The organism is Pseudoalteromonas sp. SW0106-04, assembly GCF_001293805.1.
GTDB classification, from domain to species: domain Bacteria; phylum Pseudomonadota; class Gammaproteobacteria; order Enterobacterales; family Alteromonadaceae; genus Pseudoalteromonas; species Pseudoalteromonas ruthenica.
The window spans coordinates 135,606-147,375 of sequence record NZ_BCAI01000007.1; the positions used below are offsets into that span (position 1 = coordinate 135,606).

Here is an 11,770-nt window from a genome sequence, read left to right on the forward strand (position 1 = left end):
CTTATTAAGCGATAATTATTGGGGGGCGGAATAAATTAGACGCGTGTTTAGCACGAATTGAGGTGTCAATGGGCGAATCGACTTTAGTAGAGAAGTTAATTGCAGCGGCATTAACCGCAGAAGACTGTCCAACAAATAAAACAGAACTGCCGGAGCAATGTCGAATGGTCATATCAGCACAGCACGAGTTGTGCTCTTGCTCTCCATTCTCACAATCTCTTGCGTCCGCTTCTTGCATCGTGCTGTGCTGCACTTGCCCGTTATCATGGCACACGTGAGCGTCTGCCGTTTGCGCAAACGACATCAGCACTAGTAGCACTGCCATTAATAACGAAAGTAGAACTCGCACGAGCACCCTGTTTTTGCAATTTAATAACGCCAGCTTAACGTCATTTTAGAGCGTGTCAAGTAAGGGGTAGAGAGTGATGAGTCACGAAATTTTCTCCGGTATGGGCTTTCTATTGATGCTGATTGCAGGCGCTATTGTTTCCGCATGGCGCATCTACTAACGAGTTGAGCACTCTGGTACATTGAGTTATTGGTTGCCTTCCCTATTGCAAATATCATCCATATTTACTTTGTCTCTTTCGCCAAAGTGACAAATATAGTTTTCTATCTCTGGTTGGGAGCCCTAATGTATTTGATACTACACTTATACAAAATACGGTCCTCTATATAGCTATTTTCTACTCATTTACGCGAGCTAAAAATATTTGTAAAGAGGTTTCTAGTTTTTCATCAATTATAAAATAATAAGCTGTCGGGCATAGGCGGTGCCGCATCTAAGCACCGCGATTTAAGAAACCCTGATCAGTAATGGTCGGGGTTTTTTATTGCTTGGAGCATAATGCAAGGCGTAATCTCACGCTTATACAGTCTATGTATCTTACTCGTGTTGAGGACTTTGACGTCCAACAGTTAATAGCTCTTCTTTAAGTGACTCATCGGTTATTGCACGAGAGACAGCGACGGTAGCGATCATCATAAGCGCTTGATGAATAGCGGCTGTGCGCGTCAGACCAGTATTTTCGAGTTTAGTGAGGATATTATTCAGCACTGCAGTGTAAGTTGCCCTGACTTGCTCATCTCGGTGGCTGATATCACTCACTAAAAACGCTAATGGGCACCCAGCATGTTCAGCATTGACGTGTTCATCTGCTAAGTAAAACTGGCGAATGTCTTCAGCGTCATAGCTATCATTGACTTGGTTAGCCCTTAACTTTGCGGCATGAATGAGGGCTTTGCTATACAACTCTGATTTCGATTTAAAGTGACTGTAAAAAGCTCCACGGGTGAGTTGAGCTGCACCCATAACATCGTCAATGGCCACTTTATCGTATCCATGCTGGCTAAAGAGATTAGCCGCACTAGTAAGGATTCTATTTTTAGAATTTTTCTTGTGCTCAGGGTGCCAAGCCATGATATTCCCTATATTTAAAATATGTTCTTGAACATATTGTCGCTTTTTTTATGCTCAAGCAACAGTGTCAAGAATAGGAATACGAACAGTGAATAAAGTACATATTATTGGCTTACCCTTTAGTACTTATACCCGCAGTGTCCAGCTTTTTTGTGAGCTAATAGGGGTCAATTACACGCTAGCGATGTCGCATGCTGACAAAGCTATAGAGATGCACGATAAGCATCACCGCAAACTACACCCGATGGCAAAAATTCCTATTTTAATAGACGGTGATACGCATCTTTGTGAGACAACAGCGATTTTACATTACCTAAACGACAGTTATGCCAGTGGGGAGTTCTTGAAGTTCGACCCTATTGGCAGAGCCCATCAGTTAGAACGTATGAGCTTATTAAGTCATTATGTTAACAACGCCTTGATTCGAGATTATGCCTTAGAGTTAGCCTTACCGAAGGGGAGGGGCGGGGAAGTTCGTGTGCAGTGGATGATGGAAAATAAAAGTGCAGCACTTGATGCAGTAAAAATTGTAGAGACCTGGTTAGCTGAAAATCAATTCCTAGCAGGTTCAACTTGGTCTTTGGTTGATATGATGGCATTGCCGTCTCTTTATTATGTAAGCTTACTTCCTCGAGAGCTTGCTTTGCTAACACCGCATTCGCCACTACATCAGTACCTAAATAACGTAAGAAAGCATTCAGGAGCCAAGAAGGTGTTGCAACCGGCCAGTATCAATGCCTCAGATAGTCAAAGCGCTAAGCTGGCAAGCCAAGGGTAATAGATAGGCACGATGATAGGCGAGAGCAATGCACTTAACGCCATGGCTGCTGAGGCGTAGGCCGCGCTGGTTTCATTATCGGCAATAGCGGTGGCGGTGCCAATGGCATGGCAAGCACCGCCGAGGGCCACGCCCTGAGCCCCCTTATGATTGATGCCAGTCAGCTTAAGGGTGTTGAAGCCAACAATAGCACCAACAATACCAATGAGAATGACCATGGATGCGGCAATGCTGCCAAGTCCGCCTAACTGCTCGGTGACAAGTAAGGTGATAGGGGTAGTGACTGCAAGGCTAGCAAGGGAGGCCTGCAATTGTTCGGGTACCCCAAGCAAAGAGGTGATCACAACGGCGGTGGTGGTGGCCGTGATTATTCCGGCAGCCACAGCGATAAACATCAATAAAAGCTGTCGCCTCAACTGGTGGATTTGCTTATAAAGTGGCACTGCTAAAGCAACGACGGCCAATTCCAAAAGGTAATCGAAAATTTGTGTGTGAGCGCGATACTCGTTGATGTCGATGTGCCAGGCCGACAAGATAAATGCCGAGGCGGCAATAGTGAGCAAGACGGGGTTACATAGTGGCGAGCGTACCTTGGTGTGCAGGGCTCGAAACGCTAAAAATAAGGCCACTGTCATAGGGATAGCCAAATACATCATTGCTCTTTACCCAAACGTTGCATTATCGTCCCGATGATAAACAGTCCAATCAGCGGGACGATTACTAAGCACAACAACAGTGGCAACCAATAGCGGGCGACCAATTCGACATGCTCTATAATGGCAGCGGCTGCGGGCACAAAAAACAGCGGCATATAATTAAGTAAAGGATGAGCACTGCTAGTAAGCCAGTGCAGTTTAACAATGCCTAATTGCAAAGCTAAGAATAGCGCTAACATGGCACTGAGTGGTGCTGGGAAGCTCACTGAGAAGTAGTCGCTGAGGGCATGGGCTGAGAATAGAAAAGCGCTAATTATAGCAGCACTCAACATGAATCTAGCGCTGTGTTTAATGATCTTTTTACCAGCGCCGACGCGGTTGGTACTCATCGAAGGAATCATCCTTGCGCGAAGCATTTTTAATAGCAATACGGGTATTTTTACATATCAGCAGTTTAATTTGCGAGAAAGTTTCCTTAGCCAATAGTCTACGATGGGGCTGTCGGTAAGCGCTCTGCGTTAACCGTTTGATTGCACTGATGGCATCCGGTGAACGCGCGCTAAAGGTGTCGATGATGTGTGCAGCTCGTTGCTGCAAATTGTTATCAACATAAGATACCAAGCCTAAATTGAGGGCCTGTTGCGCGGTAACAGGCTCTGCAGACATGGCAAGCTGTAAGTAGTTGTCGGCACTGAGGACTCCTGGAAGCACTAAGCTTGCCCCCATATCGGGGCATAACCCCCAGCGTGACTCCATGATTGCTAAGCTAGCATCCTCACTGGCGATGCGAATATCAGCACCTAAGGCTATTTGCATCCCGCCACCCCAACATCGCCCTTGTAGTAGAGCAATTACGGGAATACTTAACGACTGCCACCCCAGCACCACACGTTGAGCGAGGTTTTGGTTACCTGGCAGCGGTTTAAACAGCAATTTGCAGATATCGGTGGGTTTGCTGATCACACTTTTAACGTCTAGCCCAGTGCAAAAATCCGGCCCTTGTGCTTGAAGTATCACCGCTCGCAAATCACGCTGCTTCTTGATTTGTTTAATCACCCCATCAAGTTGTTTGAACATCTCAAAGTTCAGTGCATTACGTTTACTTTCATTAGCCAAGGTTACATAGGCGACTTGCTTAGCAGTGGTTAGTGTTATCATTATTATCTCCTCTGACCAGTATCAATTTACCTCAACATCTGATTGATGTCATGTTCCCGTTATTAGCACTTGATATACTCTGCTTGCGCAATGCACTGTACTCATTTTTAAATATCGGTATAACTTAAATACAGTGAGTTACAAAATAGTCTATATTTCTCAGGGAACTAGATTTATTTTATGTCAGTCTATTGAGCGCCTATCTGGCCATTGAAAACAACATTGCTAGCGACATAACGATTCTAAGGAGACACGCGATGCATTTATCCCCTTCGGGCCCAAAGTATTTCTATCATTCAGTTTTAGCTGGGCTCTGTTCGTTAGCCTTGGTGGGCTGCTCTGAACCGCAACAACAAAACCAGAGCATGCCAGCGCCGGCGGTGTCTGTTTATGAAGTGGCGATGCAAGAGGTTGGTAATTATCGCGAGTTTGTCGCTCGCACCGAAGCCTTTCAGGAGGCAGATATTCGTGCTCGAGTTGAGGGTGAACTCATTGAGCGGACTTTCCGTGAGGGCGCATATGTAGAAAAAGGCCAAAGGTTATTTAAAATTGATGCATCGGAATACACCGCCAGTGTGAGTGAAATTGAAGCGTCCTTAAAAAGTAATCGTGCAGCGGCCTCTCGAGCTGAGCGAGATCTTAAGCGAGGGCGTGAAATTGCCAAAGATGGGTTTATTTCTGAGGCAGACTTAGACAAATTGCAAACGAACTTAGATCAAGCCCAAGCCGCTGTTAAGTCCAGTGAAGCGGCGTTAGAAAAGGCCAAGCTGAACCTCAGTTACACCACTATCGACGCGCCATTTAGTGGCCGCATAGGTAAAGTGAGCTTTGATGTGGGCAATATCGTTAACCCACAATCCGGTGCCTTGGCACAACTAACAGATATCGACCCCATTTATGTTAGTTTTCAAGTAGAGGAATCCGATTACATCAGTTACCAACAGTCGCATCAGCAAACTAATAATAGCCCTGAAGATGTCCCTTTAGACTTAAGCCTGCGCTTACCCAATGATACTGACTTTGAACAGCCGGGTACGCTGGATTTTGCCGACACTAAAATTGACCGTAGCACGGGGACGGTTGAGTTACGTGCCAAATTTGATAACCCCAATGGCATTGTAATGCCGGGCTTGTTTGTGACCTTAGTGGTTGAGAGTCAAGATAAGCAGTCGCAAGCCTTGGTGCCGCAAGCAGCAGTGCAGGAAAATCAACAAGGCAAATTTGTCTTGGTTGTCAAAGATGACAATACAGTGGCGCAGCGTTTGGTGGAGTTGGGTCGACGCATCGATGCGATGTGGGTGGTTAAATCAGGTATTGAGCAAGGCGAGCGGGTTATTGTCGAAGGCCTACAAAAAGTGCGCTCAGGGGTGGAAGTAAATCCTGTTGTTAAACAAGTCGACGCCAAAACCGGCACCATCAGTGACCAACAATAAGCGAGTCGAGGATGATCAGTAAAACTTTTATATCCAGGCCCAAACTGGCGCTGGTGATCTCCATTGTTATTACATTGGCTGGGCTTATCTCTTTGACCCAGCTGCCCGTCAATATGTATCCGCAAATCACGCCGCCGCAGGTATCGGTGACTGCGATTTACCCCGGGGCCAGCGCACAAACCATTGAAGAGACAGTTATTCGTCCCATTGAAGAGCAAATTAATGGCGTCGAAGACATGATGTACATCGAGTCCACATCCAGTAACAATGGCTCGGCAACCATCACCGTTTATTTTAATGTCGGTACGGACACCGATATGGCCCAAGTGAATGTGCAAAACAGGGTGGCGTTGGCAGAACCTAGTTTGCCTCAGGAAGTACGCCGTCAGGGGGTAACGGTTAAGAAAAAATCTAGCAACATGTTGATGGGCATAAGTTTGTACTCAGAAGACCCCAACATGGATGCTATGTTCTTAAGTAACTATGCCACTAATTATCTTACTGAGCCACTCGGGCGTATCCCTGGGGTTGCCTCTGCCGAGGTGATGGGTGAGAAAACCTATTCCATGCGTATTTGGTTACGGCCAGACAAAATGGCCTCACTAGGAGTAACGGTTGCGGAAGTGAAGGCTGCACTGGAGGAGCAAAACACCCTGGTCGCCGCTGGTAAGCTGGGCGCTGCTCCGGCGCTCCCCAACCAACAATTCGAATATGCGATTCAAGCTCAGGGGCGGCTTGTCTCTGCCGATGAGTTCGGTCAAACCATTGTGCGTGCTAATTTGGACGGTAATTTTGTGCGTCTTAAAGACATCGCGCGCATAGAGCGGGGCTCAAAAAGCTATTCAGGTAGTGCTACATTCAATCAAAAAGACACCGGTTTTATTGTTATTTATCAGCTCACCGACGCCAATGCCACGGCGGTTGCTGAGCAAGTTAAAAAACGTATGGCGGAACTGTCTAAGCAGTTTCCTGATGGCCTTGAATACAAAGTGCCTTATGACACCACTGAGTTTATTAATCGCTCCATTGATGAGGTGGTTGTAACTCTTTATCAAGCGGTGGCATTGGTCATCTTGGTGGTATTTCTATTTTTGCAAAATTGGCGTGCCACCTTGGTACCAACCGTGGCGATCCCAGTATCGCTCATTGGTACTTTTGCGGCGATGATGGCGATGGGCTACTCCATTAACCTGATCACGTTATTTGGTTTAGTACTGGCGATCGGCATTGTCGTGGATGATGCCATCATCGTGATAGAAAACGTTGAGCGCATACTCAGAGAGGACAAGCTGCCCATTAAGGAAGCAGTGACCAAAGCCATGGAGCAGGTGAGCGGGCCTATTGTGGCTACAACGTTGGTGCTGTTAGCGGTGTTTGTACCCGTAGGCTTTATGCCAGGGATCACCGGAGAGTTATACAAGCAATTTTCTGTCACCATTAGCTTTGCTGTACTGATTTCATCAATCAATGCCCTGACACTGAGCCCGGCGCTCTGTAGTTTGTTGTTGTCAGCTGAAAAAATGAAGCCAATAAAATGGTTACGACCTTTTGAAAACGCCATAACCCGCTCCACGAAGAGTTACACCGGTGTGGTTGGGTTTATGCTCAAACGAGCAGGGCGTATAGGTATTGTTGTGGTGGCGCTATTTGTTGCCACCGGTTGGTTTGCTACTAATGTACCTACCGGGTTTGTGCCCCCAGAAGACCAAGGCTTTGTCTTTGTTGATGTGCAATTGCCAGATGCCGCCGCGATTAATCGTACCGATGCTGTGGTAAAGAAAATCAGTGATGTGATCATGCAAGACCCAGCCACCGAAGATTTTATTGGCGTCTCTGGGTTCTCTTTACTTGGCGGTGCTGGCTCAAACAACGCGTTGGGCATTATGGTACTCAAAGACTGGGAGCAACGAACAGCTCCAGATATGGGCTTAAAGCAGATTATTACCCGTATCCAAGGGCAGTTATGGGCTATGCCAGATGCCCAGATTATGGTGTTTAATGCACCGCCTATCCCAGGGTTGGGGAATAGCTCGGGGTTTGAATATCGATTATTAGACTCCGAAGGTAGAGACCCAGCCGAGCTAGCGCAAGTTATGAATGGTTTGATATACGATGCCAACCAACGCCCTGAACTGCAAAATGTATTTAGTACATTCCGCGCCAATGTGCCGCAATACTTTTTAGAGGTCGATCGCAATAAAGCGAAAGCACAAGGGATCACCTTGAGCAATATCTTCTTAACCTTGCAAGCGCAGTTAGGCTCGCTCTACGTGAACGACTTTAATCAGTTTAGCCGCACTTATCAGGTCACTATTCAAGCAGAGGCGCAGTTCCGTGCTGAACCTGCTGATTTGCAGCATTACTATGTACGCAATAGTGAGGGGGATATGGTTCCTTTGACGACCATAGCCACGCTGAAGCCTATTCTTGGCCCTACCAGTATGAACCACTTCAATTTATATAGAAGTACCAGTATTACCGGCAGTGCTGCACCTGGTTATTCCAGTGGGGATGCCATTGCGGTCATGAAGGAGCTCTCCGCACAGCTGCCCAATGGCTATATTTTTGATTGGGCAGGGCAAACACGACAAGAAATTTTAGCGGGCGACCTCGCGCCGGTACTCTTCTCACTGGCGGTACTCTTTGTGTTCTTGTTCTTGGTCGCGCAATACGAGAGTTGGACGATTCCGTTTGCGGTCATAGCCGCTGTACCCTTGGCTATTTTTGGGGCCATGGCTACCTTGTTTACGGTGGGAATGACGAACAATATCTACGCCCAAGTCGGTTTTGTACTGCTAATAGGCATGTCGACTAAGACAGCTATCTTGATTGTTGAGTTTGCTATGGAGCAACGCAAGGCGGGACAGAGTATCTTTGATGCGGCGCAGATAGCCGCATCGCAGCGCTTCAGAGCGGTCTTAATGACGGCCTTGTCGTTCGTCCTAGGTGTGCTACCGCTTGTGTTGGCCAGTGGCGCTGGGGCGGCAAGTCGAGTGTCTTTAGGTGTCACAGTGATGTCAGGCATGATTGCCGCAACTGTGTTTGGTACCTTGTTTGTACCCCTTTTTTATACCTATATTCAGCATATGCGCGAGGGTGTAAAGAGGCGACTCGGTATTAATAGCTAAAGTATAGAGCAGTGCACTAAGAGCCGGGAATTTCCCGGCTTTTTATTGGTCGCGAGACAATGCACATTCTTATCAAGTTTTGTTATTATCGCCAGAAATAAGCATCAACGGGATCAGCACCATGTCAGGGCCGCGCCTATTCACCGAACAAGAAATAACTCATCATGCCTATGAAGTATTCTTGGAGCTTGCACCTGAGCACTTGTCGGAGCAGGATATCAACGATTTTAACGAGCATCGTGAGGCTCTGGGGTTTATAGAGGAAAGTGCGCCGAGTGAGCAATGGCAAGGGATTGTGGCGATGGAAATCGAGCCGGAGTTTTACAGCGAGGTGAGCATCGGGCTCGAGTTGGAGAATGAAGACTTGGTATTCGCTCGGGTATTGATCAGCCGTGATAAAGATGCGCCATTTTGTCACGTTATTTGGAAAGAGTAAGCACTAACTATGCGTTTTATCGCTCTATTAATTGCTTGTTGGAGTGTAAGTTGTTGGGCCGTTGACCCATTTGAAGACTTTCATGAATACGGACAGTTGACGGATGCAGAAATCCACGAAATTCACCAAGGTGAAATGTTCTACGGCGATGCTGAGTTTGGCTTTATCGTGACTCGAGGTAACACCGATTCAACGAGCTTTAAGCTACGTAGCAATATTTACCAAGATTTCACCCATTGGCGCAATCAGTTCAAATTTGACTCTTTATACCGCCGTGATGTTGATGCCGAAACCGGCGAAGAAACTATTTCGGCGCAACGATTTTTTGGCTCTGCACAAACTAACTACAAAGTAGGCGAAAAAAACGCCTCGTTGTTCTTTTACGCCGATTACGAGGAAGATGAATTCAGCGGCTTGGAGTATAAGGCCACAGTGGCAACCGGCTATGGTAATCGTCTCTACAAAGGGGTGAAAAACACCGTCGACTTTGACATCGGGCCAGGTCTATATCGCTCTGAGGGCAAACCCGCTGAAGAAGGTGAGGAGCCAACTGAAAGTGAAACGGGTTATTTACTGCGCTTGGCTTTACAGTGGGAGCGCACCGTCTCTAAACGTACTCGTTTTAATCAGTTTATCAGTGCTGAGCAGTCACTCTCAGGGCTGAATTCGCGGCTAAAATCAGAAACTTCTTTGATCAGCCAAATTATGGGACAGTTATCACTTAAATTTGCTTATTTATATCGTTATAACTCCAAACCGGAAGAAGATAAGCGCAAGTTTGACTCAGAATTAAGCGCCACTTTCGTCTATAGTTTCAATTAATGTTAGCGCTGCGCTGACACAAAAAGGAATAGTATGTATCAACATAAGCAAACTGCTTGGGCCATTCTCATTATTTTATTGTGGGTGGGCGGCTTTTTGGGATTAGCCTTTTATCTTATGGAAGGGGATGGTCCGATGATGCTGTTTGCGGCCATTTTAGTGATACTGGCATTTTTATTTCATGGCTTAACAGTACGTGTAGATGAACAGGGCGTAGAATGGTTCTTTGGCCCTGGTATCGCTAAAAAGCGACTCGCATTTGATGAGATTAAATCGGTTGCTGTTGTGAGTAACTCGTTTCGTCACGGGGTGGGCATTCGCATTACTCATGATGGCTGGGTATACAATGCCAGTGGCTTTGCTGCTGTGGCCATCGAGCTGCATGACGGCACATTTTATCGCGTTGGCAGTAATGACGCTGATAATCTAGCTAAGCACATTAGTGCTCACTTACCGGCTCAGGAACAAAGCTAAAAAAAGGCGCTTAAGCGCCTTTTTTTAAAGAGTCACAGACAACTATTCGTGGTCGTGATCACATCCCCCTTCGCCATGAACATGGCCATGGGCTAATTCATCCGCGGTGGCATCGCGTACATCTACAATTTCTACGTCAAATTTTAGGTGAACACCTGCAAGTGGGTGGTTACCGTCAACGATCACATCTTCACCTTGAATATCAACGATAATAACTGTTTGCTCACCGTCATCAGTGGTGGCGCGGAACTGCATGCCTACTTCAATATCCATACCATCGAACATTGATTTAGGTACAGCTTGCATCAATTGCTCATGACGCTCACCATAGCCATCTTCCGGCGCGATTTCGACACTCAGGGTATCACCTGCTTGTTTACCAATTAGCGCATTCTCTAAGCCCGGGATCAAAAAGCCAGTGCCAACGATAAAGACTAATGGCTCACCATCAAAGGTATTGTCGATGGTGTTATCGGCTTTGTCGACTACGCTGTAGTGCATAGTTACGACTTTTTTCTCGGCTATATTCATAACGTTTCCCAATTATTCTTCAGTGAGTGAGTAAGGGAGTGGCTCAATACTGAACATCACCTCAGGTGCGTGTTTTGCACGAAGTTGACTGTCGAGTTCAAGATCGTTTGGCAACACTGCCAAGCCATAAAGTCTGCCTTCATCAACCGCTTGTGCTATCAAGGTGCCACCGCGACGCCAATTGTCACCGACCTGACGTTCTAAATCCACAGGCTGTACTTGACCCTCAGTGAGCGGTGGCGCTAGCTTGCTGTCTGCTTGCGCAGAGAGTACGAACATCGCGCGTTTGTTTTTACCTAGGTACTTCATGCGCGCGACAGTCTCTTGACCAGTGTAGCAGCCTTTACTAAAGCTGATGCCGCCAAGCGCATGTAAATTAACCATTTGCGGGACGTATTCATCAATTGCGGCAGCACATAAGCTGGGTTCTGCGGCCTTAATTTGCGCGCACAAAAAAGCCTCGCTTGAATGCGCAGGTGCTAAGGTGTCGGCATCGGCTACAACAAGGTAACGGTCATCGGCAAGAGTGAGCACCAACCCTTCAGGCAGGCTGGTCGCGGGATTATCAAGGTTGACTCCTAAGTGCGCACCTAGAGCTTGTTTGTCACCTAAAATGCCAGATACCTGTTGCGGCATAGAGGTGATTTCAACTTGGCTAAATACCGCATATTTCTTTAGCTCTCGCAGCGCTGCTTCGGCCTCATCGGCGCTACAAATTAATAAATAACCTTGCTGATAAGCTGCGATGCGAAAGCAGGCCCATAGCTTTCCTTTTGCGCTGCATTGCCCTGCCCACAGCCAAGTGTTTGGCTCAACAAGGTTGATATCTTGTGTGAGTTGTCCTTGCAGGTAAGATTTAGCATCAACACCACTAACGTAGATCGCAACATAATCTGTTGCGTAAACAGTAAATGCAGACATACACGACTCCTTA

At 46.8% G+C, this 11,770-nt stretch carries 13 protein-coding genes; 6 read left to right on the forward strand and 7 right to left on the reverse strand.

What is annotated here, in order from left to right; translation table 11 throughout:
* Positions 1-4: 4 nt before the first annotated feature.
* Both W04_RS09950 and W04_RS09955 read right to left on the reverse strand, forming a co-directional pair.
* On the reverse strand, positions 5-349 hold the full coding sequence (locus W04_RS09950; RefSeq protein ID WP_231658106.1) for a hypothetical protein: 345 nt from the start codon (positions 347-349) through the stop codon (positions 5-7).
* 537 nt (positions 350-886) lie between these two features.
* Positions 887-1,420 carry a TetR/AcrR family transcriptional regulator gene (locus tag W04_RS09955; RefSeq protein ID WP_045978544.1) on the reverse strand — a complete coding sequence of 178 codons (534 nt, stop codon included), beginning with the start codon at positions 1,418-1,420 and terminating at the stop codon, positions 887-889.
* A gap of 88 nt (positions 1,421-1,508) precedes the next feature.
* Between W04_RS09955 and W04_RS09960 the strand changes: the two genes are divergently transcribed.
* Positions 1,509-2,198, forward strand: a complete 690-nt coding sequence (locus W04_RS09960) for a glutathione S-transferase family protein (protein WP_053910713.1) — start codon at positions 1,509-1,511, stop codon at positions 2,196-2,198.
* Here the strand turns inward: W04_RS09960 and W04_RS09965 are convergent.
* The 3 genes from W04_RS09965 to W04_RS09975 are packed head-to-tail and all read right to left on the reverse strand — an operon-like array spanning position 2,168 to position 4,012.
* The gene (locus W04_RS09965) at positions 2,168-2,854 is read right to left on the reverse strand and encodes an LrgB family protein (RefSeq protein ID WP_082342202.1); all 687 of its coding nucleotides are present in this window, start codon (positions 2,852-2,854) and stop codon (positions 2,168-2,170) included. The genes W04_RS09960 and W04_RS09965 overlap by 31 nt on opposite strands.
* Positions 2,851-3,243 carry a CidA/LrgA family protein gene (locus tag W04_RS09970; RefSeq protein WP_022944117.1) on the reverse strand — a complete coding sequence of 131 codons (393 nt, stop codon included), beginning with the start codon at positions 3,241-3,243 and terminating at the stop codon, positions 2,851-2,853. Before W04_RS09970 ends, W04_RS09965 begins: the two co-directional genes overlap by 4 nt.
* On the reverse strand, positions 3,215-4,012 hold the full coding sequence (locus W04_RS09975; protein ID WP_053910715.1) for a crotonase/enoyl-CoA hydratase family protein: 798 nt from the start codon (positions 4,010-4,012) through the stop codon (positions 3,215-3,217). Before W04_RS09975 ends, W04_RS09970 begins: the two co-directional genes overlap by 29 nt.
* A gap of 257 nt (positions 4,013-4,269) precedes the next feature.
* Here W04_RS09975 and W04_RS09980 point away from each other — a divergent pair, with 257 nt between their 5' ends.
* The 5 genes from W04_RS09980 to W04_RS10000 all read left to right on the forward strand — a co-directional run bounded on the left by W04_RS09980 (position 4,270) and on the right by W04_RS10000 (position 10,305).
* Positions 4,270-5,445 (forward strand): efflux RND transporter periplasmic adaptor subunit, encoded by a 1,176-nt coding sequence (locus W04_RS09980; protein ID WP_053910716.1) that lies wholly within the window; start codon positions 4,270-4,272, stop codon positions 5,443-5,445.
* 11 nt (positions 5,446-5,456) lie between these two features.
* Positions 5,457-8,573 (forward strand): efflux RND transporter permease subunit, encoded by a 3,117-nt coding sequence (locus W04_RS09985; RefSeq protein WP_045978549.1) that lies wholly within the window; start codon positions 5,457-5,459, stop codon positions 8,571-8,573.
* A 121-nt stretch (positions 8,574-8,694) separates the two neighbouring features.
* A complete protein-coding gene (locus W04_RS09990; protein ID WP_022944113.1) occupies positions 8,695-9,009 on the forward strand; it encodes an HI1450 family dsDNA-mimic protein in 315 nt (104 codons plus the stop codon).
* 9 nt (positions 9,010-9,018) lie between these two features.
* Positions 9,019-9,831 carry a YdiY family protein gene (locus W04_RS09995; RefSeq protein ID WP_053910717.1) on the forward strand — a complete coding sequence of 271 codons (813 nt, stop codon included), beginning with the start codon at positions 9,019-9,021 and terminating at the stop codon, positions 9,829-9,831.
* 33 nt (positions 9,832-9,864) lie between these two features.
* Positions 9,865-10,305, forward strand: a complete 441-nt coding sequence (locus tag W04_RS10000) for a hypothetical protein (RefSeq protein ID WP_045978551.1) — start codon at positions 9,865-9,867, stop codon at positions 10,303-10,305.
* 42 nt (positions 10,306-10,347) lie between these two features.
* Here W04_RS10000 and W04_RS10005 read toward each other — a convergent pair whose 3' ends face one another.
* Entirely contained in the window at positions 10,348-10,836 is a 489-nt protein-coding gene (locus W04_RS10005; RefSeq protein ID WP_022944110.1) for a peptidylprolyl isomerase, read from the reverse strand.
* Between the two features lie 12 nt (positions 10,837-10,848).
* The gene (locus W04_RS10010) at positions 10,849-11,757 is read right to left on the reverse strand and encodes a folate-binding protein YgfZ (protein ID WP_053910718.1); all 909 of its coding nucleotides are present in this window, start codon (positions 11,755-11,757) and stop codon (positions 10,849-10,851) included.
* Positions 11,758-11,770 lie beyond the last annotated feature (13 nt).